This window comes from Halospina denitrificans, assembly GCF_004364635.1.
GTDB classification, from domain to species: domain Bacteria; phylum Pseudomonadota; class Gammaproteobacteria; order Pseudomonadales; family Oleiphilaceae; genus Halospina; species Halospina denitrificans.
In genome coordinates, this window is the sequence record NZ_SOAX01000001.1 from 103,939 (window position 1) to 121,814 (window position 17,876).

The 17,876-nt window shown below is 61.7% G+C and carries 18 protein-coding genes and 1 pseudogene; 6 read left to right on the top strand and 13 right to left on the bottom strand.

The features are described from left to right. Positions 1-2: 2 nt before the first annotated feature. Both DES49_RS00480 and DES49_RS00485 read right to left on the bottom strand, forming a co-directional pair. Positions 3-308 carry an NAD(P) transhydrogenase subunit alpha part 2 gene (locus tag DES49_RS00480; RefSeq protein ID WP_133734432.1) on the bottom strand — a complete coding sequence of 102 codons (306 nt, stop codon included), beginning with the start codon at positions 306-308 and terminating at the stop codon, positions 3-5. 2 nt (positions 309-310) lie between these two features. Beyond that, a complete protein-coding gene (locus tag DES49_RS00485; protein ID WP_133734991.1) occupies positions 311-1,435 on the bottom strand; it encodes an NAD(P) transhydrogenase subunit alpha in 1,125 nt (374 codons plus the stop codon). A 339-nt stretch (positions 1,436-1,774) separates the two neighbouring features. Between DES49_RS00485 and DES49_RS00490 the strand changes: the two are divergent. Continuing rightward, positions 1,775-3,316, top strand: a pseudogene (locus tag DES49_RS00490) (phosphoenolpyruvate carboxykinase); the annotation flags it as partial. Between the two features lie 31 nt (positions 3,317-3,347). On the opposite strand, the gene DES49_RS00495 reads toward DES49_RS00490, so the two are convergent. Genes DES49_RS00495 through DES49_RS00505 form a run of 3 tightly spaced genes read right to left on the bottom strand, consistent with a single transcriptional unit; the run spans position 3,348 to position 7,549 of the window. Then, positions 3,348-5,405 carry a TRAP transporter large permease subunit gene (locus tag DES49_RS00495; RefSeq protein WP_133734434.1) on the bottom strand — a complete coding sequence of 686 codons (2,058 nt, stop codon included), beginning with the start codon at positions 5,403-5,405 and terminating at the stop codon, positions 3,348-3,350. A 30-nt stretch (positions 5,406-5,435) separates the two neighbouring features. Then, entirely contained in the window at positions 5,436-6,464 is a 1,029-nt protein-coding gene (locus tag DES49_RS00500; protein WP_243864777.1) for a putative solute-binding protein, read from the bottom strand. Between the two features lie 23 nt (positions 6,465-6,487). Then, positions 6,488-7,549: a hypothetical protein gene (locus DES49_RS00505; protein WP_208296996.1), complete on the bottom strand. Its 1,062-nt coding sequence runs from the start codon at positions 7,547-7,549 to the stop codon at positions 6,488-6,490. Between the two features lie 234 nt (positions 7,550-7,783). Between DES49_RS00505 and DES49_RS00510 the strand changes: the two genes are divergently transcribed. Next, a complete protein-coding gene (locus DES49_RS00510) occupies positions 7,784-8,056 on the top strand; it encodes an HU family DNA-binding protein (protein WP_133734435.1) in 273 nt (90 codons plus the stop codon). Between the two features lie 19 nt (positions 8,057-8,075). Here the strand turns inward: DES49_RS00510 and DES49_RS00515 are convergent, their stop codons facing one another. The 8 genes from DES49_RS00515 to gshB are packed head-to-tail and all read right to left on the bottom strand — an operon-like array spanning position 8,076 to position 13,930. Beyond that, complete coding sequence (locus DES49_RS00515; protein WP_133734436.1) at positions 8,076-8,267, bottom strand: hypothetical protein; 192 nt, start codon at positions 8,265-8,267, stop codon at positions 8,076-8,078. An 18-nt stretch (positions 8,268-8,285) separates the two neighbouring features. Beyond that, positions 8,286-9,560 (bottom strand): dihydroorotase, encoded by a 1,275-nt coding sequence (locus DES49_RS00520; RefSeq protein ID WP_166645945.1) that lies wholly within the window; start codon positions 9,558-9,560, stop codon positions 8,286-8,288. Continuing rightward, on the bottom strand, positions 9,557-10,564 hold the full coding sequence (locus DES49_RS00525; protein ID WP_133734438.1) for an aspartate carbamoyltransferase catalytic subunit: 1,008 nt from the start codon (positions 10,562-10,564) through the stop codon (positions 9,557-9,559). Before DES49_RS00525 ends, DES49_RS00520 begins: the two co-directional genes overlap by 4 nt. Then, positions 10,557-11,060 carry a bifunctional pyr operon transcriptional regulator/uracil phosphoribosyltransferase PyrR gene (gene pyrR / locus DES49_RS00530; RefSeq protein WP_279591364.1) on the bottom strand — a complete coding sequence of 168 codons (504 nt, stop codon included), beginning with the start codon at positions 11,058-11,060 and terminating at the stop codon, positions 10,557-10,559. Before pyrR ends, DES49_RS00525 begins: the two co-directional genes overlap by 8 nt. Before the next feature lie 8 nt (positions 11,061-11,068). Beyond that, positions 11,069-11,491: a Holliday junction resolvase RuvX gene (gene ruvX / locus DES49_RS00535; RefSeq protein WP_133734439.1), complete on the bottom strand. Its 423-nt coding sequence runs from the start codon at positions 11,489-11,491 to the stop codon at positions 11,069-11,071. Then, positions 11,484-12,041 carry a YqgE/AlgH family protein gene (locus DES49_RS00540; protein WP_133734440.1) on the bottom strand — a complete coding sequence of 186 codons (558 nt, stop codon included), beginning with the start codon at positions 12,039-12,041 and terminating at the stop codon, positions 11,484-11,486. Before DES49_RS00540 ends, ruvX begins: the two co-directional genes overlap by 8 nt. Before the next feature lie 43 nt (positions 12,042-12,084). Beyond that, a complete protein-coding gene (locus DES49_RS00545) occupies positions 12,085-12,957 on the bottom strand; it encodes an energy transducer TonB (RefSeq protein WP_133734441.1) in 873 nt (290 codons plus the stop codon). A gap of 10 nt (positions 12,958-12,967) precedes the next feature. Continuing rightward, positions 12,968-13,930 (bottom strand): glutathione synthase, encoded by a 963-nt coding sequence (gshB, locus tag DES49_RS00550; protein WP_133734442.1) that lies wholly within the window; start codon positions 13,928-13,930, stop codon positions 12,968-12,970. Positions 13,931-14,270: 340 nt separating this feature from the next. Here gshB and pilG point away from each other — a divergent pair, with 340 nt between their 5' ends. The 4 genes from pilG (at position 14,271) to DES49_RS00570 (ending at position 17,857) form a co-directional block, all read left to right on the top strand. Next, entirely contained in the window at positions 14,271-14,663 is a 393-nt protein-coding gene (gene pilG, locus DES49_RS00555) for a twitching motility response regulator PilG (protein ID WP_133734443.1), read from the top strand. A gap of 50 nt (positions 14,664-14,713) precedes the next feature. Then, the gene (gene pilH, locus DES49_RS00560; protein WP_133734444.1) at positions 14,714-15,076 is read left to right on the top strand and encodes a twitching motility response regulator PilH; all 363 of its coding nucleotides are present in this window, start codon (positions 14,714-14,716) and stop codon (positions 15,074-15,076) included. 16 nt (positions 15,077-15,092) lie between these two features. Further along, positions 15,093-15,653, top strand: a complete 561-nt coding sequence (locus tag DES49_RS00565) for a chemotaxis protein CheW (RefSeq protein ID WP_133734445.1) — start codon at positions 15,093-15,095, stop codon at positions 15,651-15,653. A 68-nt stretch (positions 15,654-15,721) separates the two neighbouring features. After that, positions 15,722-17,857, top strand: coding sequence for a methyl-accepting chemotaxis protein (locus tag DES49_RS00570; protein WP_133734446.1), 2,136 nt, complete (start codon positions 15,722-15,724; stop codon positions 17,855-17,857). Positions 17,858-17,876 lie beyond the last annotated feature (19 nt).

The window sequence follows — 17,876 nt, forward strand, 5'->3', positions numbered from 1 at the left end:
CCCTATTCCTGCTTGTCGCTGGTTTTGAACATGTCCAGCATCCGGTCCGTGACCACGTAGCCGCCGGCCGCATTGCCCGCGCCCAGGACCACCCCGATGAAACCGATGGTCTGCTCCAGCGGGGTGCCCGCGTTGAGCAGAGCCCAGATGGCACCGACCACCACGATACCGTGCACGAAGTTCGACCCCGACATCAGCGGGGTGTGCAGAATGGCCGGTACCCGGCCGATGATCTCGTAACCGGTGAACGCCGCCAGCATGAAGATGTAGAGGGCGACGAAGCCCGTTATTGCGGTTGTGGCATCCATGATCAGCTCCCCTTGACGGCTTCGGCCGCCGCTTCGTTCTTGATCTCGCCGTCGTGGGTCAGGCACGAACGGGCGATGACCTCATCTTCCCAGTCAAAGTGAATCTCCCCTTCCTTCACGATCAGGCCCAGGAAGTTGAGAAGGTTCTTGGCATAGAGTTCCGAGGCGTGTTCCGCCAGGTGGCTTGCCACGTTCAGCGGAGCCACAATGGAAATGCTGCCCGCCTCAACCGTTTCCCCGGGCTGCGTCAACGGCGTGTTCCCGCCCCCATCGGCAGCCAGGTCCACAATGACCGCGCCCGGCTTCATCCCCCGGATCTGTTCCTCGGAAATGATCTTTGGGCTGTCCCGGCCAGGAATCGCCGCCGTGGTGATCACGGCGTCGGCGTTCTGGATGTGGCGGGTGAGCACCTCGTTGGCCTGCGCCTTTTCCTCGTCCGTCAACTCCCGGGCATAGCCACCTTCACCCGAGGCGGATACGCCCGTGTCCACGAACTTCGCGCCCAGCGACTCCACCTGTTCCGCGACTTCCGGTCGCACGTCATACCCCTCCACCATGGCCCCGAGACGGCGCGCGGTGGCGATGGCCTGCAGTCCGGCCACACCCGCCCCCATCACCAGCACCTTGGCGGGGCGTATGGAGCCAACGGCCGTCGTCATCATGGGAAGAATCCGGTGCAGGTTGGTGGCGGCCAGCAAGGCGCCGTAATAGCCGATCAGCGCCGACTGGGTCGACTGGGCGTCCATGGCCTGGGCCCGGCTGATCCGTGGCACAAGCTCCATGGCAAAACAGGTAACCCTGTTCTCGGCCAGGGCCTGGACGACCTTCGGTTCGCGGTGGGCATAGACCAGTGAAAGCAACACGCTACCCTGGCGCATTTTACGGATCTCGGTGGGGCTCGGCGGCTGCACGCTCAATACCACATCCGCCTTGCCCAGCTCGAGCCGGCCCACACGGATACCCGCTTCCTCATAGGCCTCATCCGGAACCCTGGCTGCCTCACCAGCCCCCTTCTGCACGCTGACTTCCGCGTCCAGTTTCTGGAGCTTGGCACCGACCGCGGGAACAACGGCAACCCGTCGTTCATTCGCCCGCGTTTCCCTGGGTGCGGTGATCTTCACCGTCATTGTGGGAACCCCCTCATCGTCATGTGATTGCATGAACCATCTCTCAGGACAAGAGTAGCTAATAAATCGCGCTGACGAACCCCCTGGACTGTGATCAGGAGCACTAAAGGGCAAAGCCGGCGCTGGTGGTCGTAATCGATTCCATGTTCTGGCATACTGTTGCGCCTATAGAGACTCGAACGCTTCCCCGCATCCGGCAACCCTTGGACCCGCCGGAATGCAACCGCGTTATTCAGGGTGCAGCCCAAGCAGAGCCATCCGCACCCTTGGCAGCCGCGCTGACCGTCATCTCGTCAGCCGGCGAAGCCAACCGTTTTCGAAACATCTGAAGGTGAGGTCAACGTGAGTAAAACCTACACGGATTTGTGCCCGGCACGCCTCGTCGAACTGGCACTGGTAAGAAATGAAGGCAAACTGGCATCCAACGGATCGCTGGTGGTCGAGACGGGTGAGCGCACTGGCCGCTCCCCCGTGGACCGTTTCATTGTCGAGGAGAATGACACCAGGGACCAGATCGACTGGGGTGCCATTAACCATCCATTCGACGGCGACAGGTTCGACGCTCTCTGGGACCGCGTGTCCCAGTACCTGAATGAGCGTGAGCATTTCGTGTCCCACGTTCACGTGGGATCCGACCCGAAGAACTACCTGCCGGTGAAGATGTCCACCGAGCTGGCCTGGCAGAACCTTTTTGGTCTTAATCTCTTCATCCGTCCGGATGAATACAACCCTGCCGGCAATGCCGAGTGGGAGATCCTGAACGCGGCGGAATTCGAGTGCGTACCGGATCGCGACGGCACCAACAGTGACGGCTGCGTCATCATCAGCTTCGCGCGCCGAAAGGTGCTCATCGCCGGCATGCATTACGCGGGCGAGATGAAGAAGGCGATGTTCTCGGTACAGAACTTCCTGCTCCCGGCCCATAACGTGCTGCCCATGCACTGCTCGGCCAATGTGGGCGATGACGGCGAAACCTGCCTGTTCTTCGGCCTGTCCGGCACCGGCAAGACCACCCTGTCAGCCGACGAAAGCCGTTACCTGATCGGTGATGATGAGCACGGCTGGGGCGAAGGCACGGTCTTCAACCTGGAAGGCGGATGCTACGCCAAGACCATTGATCTCAGCCGCAAGAACGAGCCGATCATCTGGGACGCGATCCGCTTCGGCTCACTGGTGGAAAACGTGGTTGTGGATGAAGAGACCCGCAAGCCCGACTACAAGGACACCTCCTTGACCGAGAACGGGCGCTGCGCCTATCCGCTGGAGCACGTGGAGAAACGCGTGGTGGCGAACCGTGCCGGTGAGCCCAGCCACATCATCTTCCTGACGTGCGACATGACCGGGGTATTGCCCCCGGTATCGATTCTCGACAAGGAATCCGCCGCCTATCACTTCCTGAGTGGTTACACGGCGCTGGTGGGTTCCACCGAGATGGGATCCGGCGAGGGTCTCAAGTCGACCTTCTCCACCTGCTTCGGTGCTCCCTTCTTCCCACGTCCGGCCGGTGTCTACGCCGAACTGCTGATGAAGCGGATGGAAGCCTTCGGCAGCCATGTCTTCCTGGTAAACACCGGTTGGACCGGGGGCCCTTATGGCGTTGGGTCGCGCTTCAGCATCCCGACAACCCGGGCCATCATCACGGCCATTCAGAGCGGTGCCCTGGACGATACGCAGACCCAGCACCTGGAAGATCTGAACCTGAACGTGCCGGTAGAGGTTCCGGGCGTCGATTCCACACTGCTGAACCCGCGCAACACCTGGGATGATCCGGCAGAGTATGACCGTAAGGCCCAGGAGCTGATCGGTCAGTTCGTGGACAACTTCAGCAAGTTCGACGTTCCCGAATCCATCGTGAACGCCGGACCCCGCCTGAACCAGTAACCCTGATCCACAACAGCGGATGCGGCCTCGCTCAGAGGCCGTAGAACAGAAGCGGAACGAACGCCACCAGCAACAGGGCCGTGCCCATGACCACCATGGGCATCAGTATCCGCTCGTGGCGCTGGTAGAAGCTGCCCTCTGAAAGATGGCTCAGCCGTACCTCCGCATCTCCGACCACCTGACGCGTGAGCAGATGGTTGAGTGACACAGGCGGCGTCAGGTAGCCCAGCTCAAAGGCCACCAGGGTAACCATCCAGAAATGGACCGGATTGATCCCGCTCTTATAGGCCATAGTCGCGACCGTGGCACTGACCAGGATCACAGCGCCAAAGGCGTCCATGATCATTCCCAGGATGACCAGCACAAGCACCATGATGAGCATCGCGCTCCAGGGGCTGGCGAAGCTGTCCGGGAAGTGGCCCATCAGGCCGCCACGCTCGATAACCCCGCCCAGGCTGATGGACAGACCGAACAGCAGCAGCAGGGCGCCGATCTCGATGGTGGTGTCACTGGTTGCGTGGCGCAGGCTCGGCTCAAAACCACTGTGCGCCTGACCGCCGGCAGTTTCCGGCAGGGGCTGGCCACGGAAGCGCGCGGCCTCGTAGACGAGGATGCCGAGGAGCATCAATGGCAGAATTCGGGGCGCCGAGAACTCATCAAGACTGACACCAAGCCCATACTTATAGGCCAGAACGACCGCGGCAATGACCAGGGCATAGGGAATCAGTGGTCGTAGCGCCTGGAGCATCTCGGGGATGGCAACGTTAAGCGGTGCAAGCTCGAAACGGCTCTGGCGGTTAACCAGCATGGTCACCAGGAAGAACAGTACAGCGGACAGCAGGAACACATAGTAACCCCAGCTGAACAGCTGGTCCGTAGTGACCTCCCGGTTGAGCATGGCAATCACCACCACCAGCAGACAGGGCCTGAGCACGACGCCCATGGAGCCGGACATGGCGGTTGCCGCCAGAGCGAGCTGCCGGCGGGCTCCGGCGGCGCGCATCTCGTGGTAGATAACCGCGCCCGCGGCAATCACGAAGATCCCCGAGGCACCGGTATAGGCCGTGGGAATGGCCGCGACCACAACGGCAACGGTTGCCAGGAGTTCAGGCGGCATCCTGAGCGGGCGGAAAATATCGAACACGAGGGTAGCGACACGGGTCTGTTTCAACATCATGCCGGCCCAGACATAGAGCGCAACGTTAACGAAAATATCCGCGTGCTCCATGAGCGCGCCCAGGTAGACCCCGATTCCCTGGGCGTACCCGAAGCTCAGGAAATAGGCGGCGGAAATGAAACACATGACGCTGTATAGCGGCACAGTCGACAGGGCCTGGGCCACATTTCCGCCTGACTTGAGGTCACCGGGCATCCGGAGAAGCCGGTAAAGACTGGCCAGGGACAGCACGCCGAAGCACAGAATCCACAGCAGGTGCAGGGTGTCACGCTCTGGCGGAACCGAATCCATTGCCTCATGGGTATGGATACGAAAGATCCAGCTGGAGCCAAGCAGCAGAATGTTGGCGATCAACTGGCCCGTGTAGGAAACCCGATAGTCCGTAATCGTTTCAATACCGCGAATCGCAATCTGATGACGCCCAAGGGTGGCGGTGGCCGCACAGATCATCAAAAGCACGATGAGCATCGGTCGCTGCCAGTTAAGCCCGGCCTCGGTCAGTTCGGCCAGCTTCTGCTCCAGATACCGGTAGGTGCGCACTGCGGGGGTAATGCGGTCCTTGGTTTGTTCATACCCCTCATGCTCCGATTCGCAGGACTCGCGGGAAGCAATAACCGATTCGCGGATTGCCTCACGGTCAACCGCCGATTCCCCCAGTAACCCGGCAATGTCATCCTCGAGGCGCTCTTCGGCCAGGCGATCCACTTCGGACTCGACGTCCGCCCTGGGATTGCAGTCCGGTGGGACCGGATCCTCCCGCAGCTCGTAATAGCTGGGCCAGATGTGGTCACCGAGCTGAAGTGCCTGATTGTGCAGATCCGTTGTTGTTGAAAAGAAAACGAACAGCAGCAGGATCAGGCATGCCGGTAATGAAGAAAACCACTCAATACCGGAGCGACTGGGTACAGGCATGATTACAGCGAATCCTGTTGAGCGGAAAATTTAGTCATTACTTGCGGTGCGGGCACACTCCGCGCGTGAACCATCCACGCGGCAACGAATGCCTTTCATCAGCCGCAATGCCGTCTCGTCGAATTCGCCCTCGTTCCGGAGCTGTTGGCGCACCTGACGCAGCATGGCGTCGTAGTCTTTGCGCTCCTGCGGGGTGGGCTTCATCCAGTAACTGTCCTTGATACCGGACTCAGCGTCCGCGATGATCTCGTAAGCTTCATCGACCCGGCTGAAGGCGTAATCGCGAACATTCGTGGTGTACTTTTCCGGGAAGCGGTCGCGCCGCACCAGGATCTGGAAGGTCATCTGGGCCACGTTGTAGTCCATTATGCCGCCATCATCACCAAGTCCCCGATAAAGCTCCAACGGTTCATACGCGACTGCGGGCGCGTAAGCGACATCGACACTCCCGTTGTTGAAACGACCCGAGAAGTTGGAGGTGCTGGAGCCCACCACCGACCCACCAACGTGCCGGACCAGGGTAATGGCCGCTTTGTCGTGATCCATCGTTGCAATGCGCTTGCCCTGAAGCTTTTCGACGCTGTCGATACGGCGGTCATCAAGGTATAGGTTAATGGCACCGGCCGGCAGCACGCCGACCACTTCATACTTCTCGGTCTGCAGGTACTTGCGTGCATTGTCCTGGCTAAGGACCTGCATCATCATGCGCATCTCCTCCTGGCCCGGCAATGCACCCATCGCTTCGATGGTGCCCGTGAAGCGGTTGAAGTCACGCGCCATGGTGCCGGTGATCAGAACGGAATCGCACTGGCCATTGCGAAATTCCTCAGCGGCAATCTTCTCGCTGGTATAGGCCCGCAACTCCAGGTCCACGCCGTTTTCCAGCGCCATGGGGCGCGCCGACTGCATCAGGTTGAAAAGCGGGCCGTTCGCACCCACCGGATCAAAAACGCAGAAACTGCGTTCAATGACGTCGTCCCCCTGAGCCATCAGGGGCTGGCCGGCGATTGCGACTGCCATCAGGCAGGCCTTCAGGATGTTGCGTGTTGTTCCACCCATGGTTCTGTCCTCTCCCTTGATTCTTACATCAGCTCGTTAAGGTCAATGTCCTCGGAATCCGGTTCCGCATCGTCCCAGAATTCCCCAAGGCGCCCCGTCGGCGTCCTGTGCCCGGTCGCTTTGGTCCACAGCGTGTCCGAAATCGCCCGGATCTGCTGCGTGGCGGTCTCGTCGATCATGACCCAGTCCTCCGCCGGCTCCGTTTCTTCAACCGCTTTGGCATGGCGGCGGATCACATCCCGGACCCGCTGCCGATCCTCGGCGTTCTGGGCCGCCACGGCGTGGAAAACATTGGCGAGCCGCACGCCGGCTTCTTCGCCCTTGCGGCTGGCCGCCTCAAGTTCCTCGAAGGGCTGAGCGCCCTCAGGGGCAGCGCTCGGGAGCATGGCGTGGACTGCAGCCTTCATGGCACCGGGGACGCCCCACCAGCGATCGTCGTCGAGACAGTCCGTTGCACGGGCAACACGGGAACCGATGTTATTGGGCACGCCGAGCTGCTCTGCCGAGCGCACCTGGGTATTCATGGCCTGAAGCCCGGCGATAAGACCGCTGAGGTACATGAACTGGTCCATCTCCGTTTCCAGCATGCCCGTCGGACACTGCTGGTTCCCGATATCCCCGTAGTGGGCGTTGAGATTCTTCCAGCTGCGGTGATAGCGCAGGGTCGCCTCGCGAAAATGGCGCCGTGCGCTGTACTGCGCATCCCTGGCGGCGTCGGTGTCGCGGTCACGCATCAGCCGGTGGTAGGCAAGATCATGTTCGCGGGCCCGCTCAATGGAACAGCCAGCGGCCGAGAGGTTCATCATGACGCCGAGCTGGTTGGGTTCGTCGATAATCCGGCCAAACGACATAATCATGGGGGTGGTCGCCTCGCTCATGGCGCAGGACATGCCGAGGTCCTTCTGCTGCAGCAGGTAGGGCGTTGTATGTTCCTTGGACAGGCCCTGCATCACGCCGCCGGTAGTGCGGTACATATGGTTGCGGATGATGGAACAGCCGCTAAGCAGGGTGAGTACGAGCAGAAGTACCACAAGTCTTGCACAGCTCGCGTGACGGTGGCCTTGTAATGGCGCAGATCGGATCATGATGGGTCCTGTTGTTATACTGTCTGACGCTTGGGAACCGTGTCCGGGCGCCATTGTTACAGAATGTTAAAGCCGGAGTTTGGGCATCATAAATAAAATGGCAGGGGATTTGTGAGACAGATGCCTCAAAGCCGACAGTGGCGGCGTCCGCCTGGGCAGGGGACGGGTTTGACAGCTGCAATGGGTGAGCTATAGATAAGTACTGTGTCGTCAACCCCACAAGGAGACCCAACGATGCGTAAACCGGAACTCGCCGCAGCGATTGCTGAGGAAACAGGCCTTTCGAAAAACAAGGCCCAGGAAGTGCTCAATGCGGTAACCGATCAGATCAGCGCCGCCCTGGCCAAGAATGAACCCGTATCCCTGCCGGGTTTTGGCAACTTCAACATCCGTGAACGTAGTGCCCGCACCGGCCGAAACCCACAGACCGGCGCGTCCATCAAGATTCCAGCCAGCCGTTCAGTGGGCTTCAAGGCTGGCAAGCCCCTGCGTGAAGCCGTTAACTAACAGTCACATTCCGCAGGACTCACCCGCCCGGTGAGTCCTGCTCCCCGGCATCCGATGCCAGCCGCCGCTCAATGGCGCTAAGACGCCGGTTCAGTGCGGCCAGTTCAACCTGCAGCGCAGCCTGGCGGTCCAGCGCATCCGCCGTATGGCGGGCAATCCGCATCAGCAACCAGATAATGGCCGCCAGTGCGACCAATAGCAGAATCGTCATGAGTCCCGTTCTCCCTGTTCAGGCCTGGTAGACAACCCGTCCCCCCAGGGCCGTGAGGGTAACAACGCCCGGAAGCTCCGCCCCCAGGGTCGGGGCATGTGCCCCCGATGACAGCAGACTTTCCGGTTCCACGTTCCAGCTCTGGCCGGGTGTGAGCAGGAAGAAATCCGCAGGGCTACCTGCCTCCAGCGAGGGTGGCGCTTGATCCAGGATCCGCGCCGGCCCGGACGTCAGGGCTGCCAGGAGTCTTTCCCGTGAAAGCGCCCCTTCACTGACAAGCCTCAGCCCCAGCGAGAGCAGTGACTCCACGGTCGAAAGCCCGGGTTCTGTGTCGGCAAAAGGAGCCTGCTTGGCGGCCCTGTCGGTCGGGCGGTGCTGGCTGACAATGGCGTCAATCACGCCCGATTCCACACCCTCGAGCAGCGCCTGGCGGTCCACCTCGGTCCGCAACGGCGGGCGGCAGTGAAAAATGCCCTCGTAGCCATCGATGCTGCCTTCTGTGGCCACCAGGTGGGTAATACCCACCTCGCAGGTCACCGCCTGCCCTGACTCGCGGGCGGCGCGCACCAGGTCCAGGGAGCGGGCGCAGCTTAGCGGGCCCAGGTGCAGTCTTACCTCGGTTTCCGCGCCCAGCATCAATAGTTCATTCACAGCGGTGGTTTCCGCGACTTCAGGGATGCCGGGCAAACCCAGACGCGCCGCCATGACGCCGTCATGGGCGCAGCCGTCGGCGGCCAGCGCGGGGTTTTCGGGCTGGATGAAGAGCTTGAGGTCAAAGGTCCGCGCATAGGCCATGCACCGCCGCATGACGCGGGCATTCTGGGTCGCGTAGCCGGCATTGCCCATGGCAACACAGCCGGCACCGGCAAGGCTGGCCATATCACTCAAGTGCTCGCCGGCGAGCCCGCGTGTCATGGCACCCACCGGATGCACACGGACCCGGCCATTGCGTCGGGCGAGGTCCTGGATCAGATGGGTAACCGCACCGGAGTCGTTAACCGGCGATGTATCGGGAACCGTGCATACACGCGTGACGCCGCCCCGCGCGGCCGCCAGGGTTTCGGTGGCGATACTGCCCTTGCGGTCCGGCCCCGGCTCACGCAGATGACAGTTCAGGTCAATCAGACCGGGCATCAGCCACTGCTGCTGGCCGTCAGTAACCTGGTCGGCCTCGGCGCCTTCCGCGCTCCCGCCGATGGCACTGATGACTCCGTCATCCACCAGCACGGAGGTCGGCTCTTGCGGAACCTTGCCGCCCTCAACCGGAAAAATATGGTCAATGCGCCATGTCACGATGCCTGGACTCCTTCTCCCTGTTCCGACTGACGATCGCCGAGCTGACCGCTCATGGCCATGGACATCACCGCCATCCGGATCGCAATGCCGTTGGTCACCTGGCCGAGGATGACCGACTGTGGCCCATCAGCGACCGAGGACTCGATCTCCACGCCCCGGTTGATGGGCCCGGGATGCATCACCAGGGCATCCGGCGCGGCATGGCGGAGTTTCTCTTCAGTGAGTCCGTACATTCGGTAGAACTCGCTTTCGCTGGGCAGAAGCGCCCCTTCCATGCGCTCACGCTGCAGACGCAGCATGATGACCACATCGACCCCCTTCAGGCCGTCTTCCATACGGGAAAAGACCCGGGCCCCCAGAACCTCGGGCCGGTTGGGCAGCAGCGTGTAGGGAGCGACCAGGCGCACCTCGTCCACGCCCAGGGTGTTGAGCGCGCGGATCTGGGAACGGGCCACCCGTGAATGCTGAATATCCCCGACAATGGCCACACGCAGCCCGGCAAACGTCTGCTTGTGCTGGCGGATGGTGAGCATGTCCAGCATAGCCTGGGTCGGATGGGCGTGGCGGCCATCCCCGGCGTTGATGATGGCCACGTCCGGGGTCACCGAGCGGGCGATGAAGTGCGGGGCGCCGCTCTGGGCATGGCGGATCACGAACATGTCGCTGGCCATGGCCCGGAGGTTGAGCAGCGTGTCCGACAGGGTTTCGCCCTTGGAGGTGGCGGAGGTGCCGATGTCCAGGTTCAGCACGTCGGCGGACAGGCGCTTGGCCGCCAGCTCGAAGGTACTGCGGGTACGGGTGCTGGGCTCAAAGAAGAGATTGACCACGGTACGGCCACGCAACAGGGGTACCTTCTTGATGCTGCGCTCGCCCACCTCAATGAAGGAGTCGGCGGTGTCGAGGATACGGGTCAGCATGGCCCGGTCCAGGCCGTCGATGGACAGGAAGTGGCGGAGATTGCCGTCCGGCGTCAGCTGGAGGCTGGCATTGGATTCACCCATGGCTCACCTCCTCGATAGCAAGTTCCAGCGGTTCCGGCCCCTGGAGCTTGACCCGCTGCCCGGATTCAAGCTCAAGCCTGCTGCCGGTCACGTCCGGCTGTATCGGCAGCTCCCGGCGCCCCAGGTCAATCAGCGTAGCCAGGGTGATTGATTCCGGTCGACCGTAATCAAAGAGCTCATTCATGGCGGCCCGAATGGTGCGACCGCTCATGATCACATCGTCCACCAGCAGCAGGTGGAAACCCTCGGTCTCAAAGGGCAGCCAGGAGGGTCGCACCCGGGGATGCAGCCCGATGCGGCTGAAGTCATCCCGGTAGAAAGCAATGTCCAGCTCACCGCACTCGGCCTCGATCCCAAGGCGGCGGCGCAGCTCGCGGGCGATCCAGACACCCCCGGTACGGATACCAACAGGATGGAACACCTCCAGACCGCGAGCCCGGGTCAGCTCGCGCAGGTCCTCCGTCATCCGCTCCAGTAACTGTTCTACATCCAGCACTCTTCACCTCAGTGTTGCGCGGCGCACCAGGTTTCCAGGATCAGTTCGGCGGCGCGGCGGTCAACGCCCTCACGCGCGTAATCCGGGGTCTCCCCGCGGTCGAAGAGGTCCTGCTTGGCCTCGTGGGTCGTCAGTCGCTCATCCACCATCTCGGCGGGGCGATGATAGCGCCCATGAAGGCGTCTGGCGAATTTTCGGGCACGGTGGCACAGCTCGGTCTCGGAATCATCCATGTTCAGCGGAAGCCCCACCAGGAAGAGGTCCGGCTGCCAGGTTTCCACCAGCTTGGCGATTTCCTCCCAGTTGGGAATTCCGTCCCGTGCCTTGAGGCGTGCCACTCCGGAACCACGTCCGAGCATTTCCTGGCCCACGGCCACGCCGATCCAGCGGTCCCCGAAATCGAACGCCATCAGGCTGCGGCTTTCAGGCATGGCCGATCCCGCTGCTGAGGTGGCCCGGCTCGACCCCCAGCTGTTCCAGGGCCGCCGCCAGGCGACGTTCCGGGGGCAGGTCAAACAGGATGTGCTCATCCGCCGGGCAGGTCAGCCAGGCATTACCGGAGAGCTCCTCTTCCAGTTGCCCGGGAGCCCAGCCCGCGTAACCGAGCATCATCATAAAATCATCAGGCCCCTCGCCGCGGGCGATGGCCGCGAGTATATCCCGGGATGTGGACAATGCCAGGGTGTCGGTCAGCGCCAGTGAGCTGCGCCAGTCACCCAGCGGGCGGTGCAGGACAAACCCCCGTTCCGGCTGGACGGGTCCGCCGAAGTAGACGGGTACATCCGGCGACTCCCCCTCCAGCTCAAGCTGGGAAAGCAGATCCCTGAGACTCAGCTCCAGCGGGTGGTTCACGGTCAGGCCCATGGCACCGTCCTCGCTGTGCTCACAGATATAGGTGAGCGAGCCGCCAAATCGGGGGTCTTCCAGAAAGGGCGTGGCCAGCAGGAAATGATTGGTGAGAAATGCGGACTCGGTGCTCATGGGTGCAGTATTCCTTGCCAGAGGCCCGCAGGGCAAGCGTCTTTTAACCGGCCCCCGGCGCACTGCCGGACAGGCCCCGGCGCTGGAAGGACCAGGTGCGAATGATCTCCAGTACGTCCTGTTGCTCGGCCATACGCTTGCCAAAGGGCTCAAAGGGGCTGGCCTGGCGCACGATGCGGCGCGCGGCGTCGTCCAGGATGGCGTGCCCGGAGGACTGGAGCACCTCCAGTTCCCGCAGGCTGCCATCGGCATTGATTGACACCAGCATGCGCACCTCTCCGTGCAGACCGCGACGCCTTGCCTCCTCCGGATAGTTGAGGTTGCCGGTGCGCTCGATGGTCTCCTGCCAGGAGCGCACATAGGCGGCGCCCACATCCTGCATGGTGGACACCGAGGTCACACGCGTTACCCGGGGGCGCTTTGCATACTGGTTGCGCTGGTTGCTGAGCCGCGCCTGGAGGCTCGCGATGTTGCGGCTGCGCTCCATCAGGCTTTCGTGGGGGTCTGATTCCGCCTGTTCCCGTTCGGGCTCCGGCTCTTCCCGGATACTTCTCTCGCTCTCCCCGGTCGTGGTAACCGTCTCGGTAGCGGCTCCCGTTTCAGGCGCCTCGGGTTCCGAAGGAGGCGGTGTGGTTTCCGCCATTCGCGGATCCGGAACCGAGGTCCGCTCCGTCGTCGTCATCTCCTGGACCTCCTGCTGGTCCCCGCTGGCCTTCTGGTCCGCCTCGGCGAGGAAATCAGCGTCCTCCGGCGCCTCTTCCGAGGGTCGGTTGGCCATGGTGACGTCCAGGCTCTTGTCGGTGGGCTCGGGATCCTCCGGGGCAAAGCCGAGCCCCAGAATGAGCACACCGTGAAACACCAACGCCATGAAGAGAGTGAACCCGAACCGGTCTGCGTGGCTTACAGCATCTGCCATGAAAGGACCATTACCCCCTCTGGGTGGAATTCAGCCGCGTCTCGATGGCGGCCATGAGGCGGCTTCCGATGTCATCGTCAAAGGCGCGGTCCAGCTCGCGCACACAGGTAGGACTGGTCACGTTGATCTCGGTCAGGTAATCCCCGATCACATCAAGCCCCACAAACACCAGTCCCCTTTCCTTCAGCGCCGGGCCCACCTGCTGACAGATCCAGCGGTCGCGGTCGGTCAGTTCCCGCCCAACGCCATCGCCCCCGGCTGCCAGGTTGCCCCGACTCTCGCCCGCCATGGGTATGCGAGCCAGCGCATAGGGCAGCGGCTCGCCGTCAATCATCAGTATGCGCTTGTCACCCTCACGGATCTCGGGCAGGTAAACCTGGGCCATGGCCGAACGGGTGCCGTCCGCCGTGAGCGTTTCCGCTATGACACTGAGGTTGTCATCATCCGGGCGGACCCGGAAAACAGACTTCCCTCCCATGCCGTCCACCGGCTTCATCACCACATCCCCGTATTCCCGGCGGAAATCCTTGAGCCGCTGCGGATCTCGGGTCACGAGAAGCGGCGGCGTGCACTCGGGGAAGCGGGTCGCGAACAGCTTTTCGTTGCAGTCACGCAACGCCGCCGCCGGATTGACCACAAGCGTCCCGTCCTCCTCGGCCATCTCCAGGATCCAGGTGGCCATGATGAAACCGTCGTCTACCGGCGGGTCCTTGCGCATGAGGATCACGTCCAGCGATCCCAGGCTGATGTCACGGCTTTCCCCGAACCGGTACCAGCACTCGGGATTGTAGTCCACGCTCAGCTCCCGCACCCGCGCCCTGGCGTCACCGTCGCGGATGTACAGATCGGACTGTTCCATATAAAGGAGGGACCATCCGCGCTTCTGGGCCGCTATCAACAGGGCCAGGGTGGTGTCCTTCTTGAAGCTGATCTGCTCTATGGGGTCCATGACCACGCCCAGGGTCACTGTCATTAAGGTCTCCGGAACTTTCAATTGATGTGGATTGAACGCACGCAGGTGCGAAGCAGAGAATACCTGCTATGCTGGAAAAAGGGCAGCCGTTCTGCAAGTCGGGTTTCCCGTTGGGAAGGCCACTTTGGGAGCGGCCATGTCGGTGGACCAATACAAACAGTGACATTTCCGTGCTGGAGCACGGATCTGGGTTCAGCTATATAAAAGGCTGCGTATAGAATAAGCAAGGGATCTGTGTTAAAAAGCGCCTCGGAAGAGGCCGCAGTTTATGGGCACGGATCACCGTCCCGGCCACCGACAAGAATAACGACGTCTTAGACAAGCGCAGGGCTGCTGGACAATGGAAGACAACTTCGAAAACCTCAAAGTCATGGTGATCGACGACAGCAAGACGATTCGTCGCACTGCTGAAACCCTTCTCAAGAAAGTGGGCTGTGAGGTCATTACCGCGACTGACGGCTTCGACGCGCTCGCCAAGATTGCCGACTCCCAGCCAAACATTATCTTCGTCGATATCATGATGCCCCGGCTCGACGGCTATCAGACCTGTGCGCTGATCAAGAACAACAATGCGTTCAAGCAGACCCCGGTCATCATGCTCTCGAGCAAGGATGGTCTGTTCGACAAGGCGAAGGGCCGCATCGTGGGATCCGATCAGTACCTGACCAAGCCCTTCAGCAAGGATGAACTGCTCGGCACCATCCGCGACCACATCCCAACCCGGGAAGAATAATGCCAGTCAGTGTGGCTGAATACCCAACGGCTTAAGAACAGAGGAACCCCATGGCTCGCATCCTGATAGTTGATGACTCACCCACGGAGGTGAAAAAGATCTCCGGGCTTCTGACCAAGAACGGGCACGAGGTCCTGAGCGCCGACAACGGATCCGATGGCGTCGCCATTGCACGCTCGGAACAGCCGGATCTCGTGCTGATGGACGTCGTCATGCCCGGACTCAATGGATTCCAGGCCACGCGTCAACTCACGCGAGGCTCCGAAACCCAGCATATCCCGGTGGTCATCGTTACCACCAAGGATCAGGAAACGGATCGTGTCTGGGGAACCCGGCAGGGCGCCCGGGGGTACCTGGTCAAGCCGGTGCCTGAAGACGAATTGCTGAAAACCATCGACGATCTTCTTTCCTGAATAAGGGGAGAGCCTGATGTCCGCCGAGGCAACGTCCTCCAAAGCCAGTCCGTTCAGCGTCCTGAGTGACATCGCCCGACGCAGCTACCAGATGGCTGCCGGGCTGCCTGAGCAGGAAGAAGCGGTAGAACTGTTCAATGGTATCGGCTTTTCACTGGCCGGACAGCGTTACGTGGCCCCCATGGGAGAGGTCACGGAGATTCTGGACGTGCCCCGCTTTACCCCGGTGCCGGGAGTGCGCAACTTCCTGTTGGGAGTTGCCAATGTCAGGGGGCGTCTGCTTCCCATCATTGACCTGGCCCTGTTCTTTGGAGTGTCGAGACCTCCGGGCAACCTTCGCGAAAGACGCATCCTGGTGGTGGAAAACGGAGCTGTGTTCAGCGGTCTTGTGGTCGATGATGTGCTCGGCATGCAGTATTTCAGTGTTGAAAGCCACCTGCCGGACCCGGATGAACCGGCCGAGGCAGTGCACCCGTTCCTGCAGGGGGGCTATCAGCGCAATGACGAAGTCTGGAAAGTCTTTTCCACACTGTCGCTCACTGAAAATGAACAGTTTCTGGATGTCGCCCAGTGGTAGCAGTACGGCGAGCATCCCCGGAACCCAAACCCGTGACAACAATATCTGAGTGAGGCCGGGAGCCGAAAATGCAGAATCGAGTCGGAAAATTCATCTCACCACAGGGAGCTAACCGCTCCATCGTCGGGCTGATTGCATTATTGGCCGTTCTGACGATATCGCTGATCGTGGTGCTGGTGCTGGTCAACCGCAACAGCAGTCATGACACCCAGTACATTGACTATGCTGGCGATCTCCGGGTCCTTTCCCAGGAGATTGCGAAAAACTCCACGGAGGCTGCTGGCGGAACAGAGTCGGCCTTTGAACAGCTCCAGAACTCCCGGGACCGCTTCCAGAGACTGTGGCAGTACCTCAAAGAGGGCAACCCGGACACCGGACTGCCGCCGCTGGAACTGACAGAGCAAACGAATGTCCAGCCCATGTGGGCACGGGTTCGGAACAACGCCGACGAGATACTGAGCACCCAGGACGCGGTACTGTCACTCCACGAGGTGGCGGGGACGCTGAACGACACCATCCCGGACCTTCAGGTCGAATACGAGGATGTCGTCAGCATCCTGATCGACAGTGGCGCGCCGCCGGAACAGATCTCTCTGGCCGAGCGCCAGTCACTGCTCGCCGAGCGGATTGCGCGAAGCGTCAATAACATCCTGAGCGGTGACGAGGATGCAGTCGTGGCCGCCAACCGCTTCGGCCAGGACGCCCAGCGCTTCGGACGCGTGCTGAATGCGCAGCTCGAAGGCGACCAGTCCATGGGCATCCAGGCGCTGGACAACCCCGACGCCCAGTACGTGCTGGAATACGTCGACGAAGAGCTCTTCACCGTAGTCAGTGAAAACGTCGACGCAATCCTCGACTTCGCTCCGGGCCTTTTCCAGGCGCGTGACTCCGCCAGCGCCATCTTCGAGACCAGTCCGCAGCTGCTGGACGAAACCTCAGCACTGGTCAGCCTGATCCAGAACCGCAATCACATCGTTACGCCCATGTGGGCCTATGTGGTCCTGATCGCGATCATGGTCAACATCATGCTCATCGGTGTGGCTCTGTATCAGGCCTCACAACGCCGACTGCGCGAAACCCAGGAGCAGAACGAGCAGAACCAGAACGCCATCCTGCGGCTGCTGGACGAACTGGCCGATCTCGCCGATGGTGACCTGACCACCGAGGCCACGGTCACCGAGGACTTCACGGGGGCCATCGCGGACTCCATCAACTACGCCATCGACCAGATGCGCACCCTGGTGCAGTCCATCCGGGATACGGCGGTACGGGTGGCCTCCTCTGCCGAGGAGACCCAGTCCACGGCCAAGCAGCTGGCCGAGGCATCCGAGCACCAGGCCCAGGAAATCGCCGGTGCATCCGCCGCCGTCAACGAGATGGCCGTATCCATCGATCAGGTATCGTCCAACGCCTCCGAATCCTCCTCGGTAGCGGAACGCTCCGTATCCATCGCCAAGAAAGGCGCCGAGGTGGTGCAGAACACCATCAAGGGCATGGACGACATCCGCGAGCAGATCCAGGAAACCTCCAAGCGGATCAAGCGTCTGGGTGAGTCCTCCCAGGAGATCGGCGACATCGTATCGCTGATCAACGACATCGCCGACCAGACCAACATCCTGTCGCTGAACGCCGCCATCCAGGCCTCCATGGCCGGGGACGCGGGCCGTGGCTTCGCGGTGGTCGCGGACGAGGTGCAGCGACTCGCCGAGCGCTCCTCCGCGGCGACCAAGCAGATCGAGGCCCTGGTCAAGACGATCCAGTCGGACACCAACGAGGCCGTCATCTCCATGGAACACACCACCAGCGAGGTGGTGCGTGGTGCCCGCCTGGCCCAGGACGCCGGTGTTGCCCTGGAGGAGATCGAGAACGTATCCACCAACCTGGCGGAGCTGATCCAGAACATCTCCAACGCGGCGCGCCAGCAGTCGTCCTCGGCGGCCCACATTTCCAACACCATGAACGTCATCCAGGAGATCACCTCCCAGACCTCCTCCGGCACCAACCAGACCGCTCAGTCCATCGGCAACCTGGCCTCCATGGCCGCCGAGCTGCGTGAATCGGTTGCCGGCTTCAAGCTGCCTGAACCCGCCTCCGACTCCGTCGGTGGTGATTCGGGAACACCGCAGCTGCACGAGGTGGACACCGGATCGGGCCAGCTGGAGGAAGACAGCGACGAAGAACAGGACGTGCCGACAGTCAGGTAATCCCCGCAACCGATCTGAT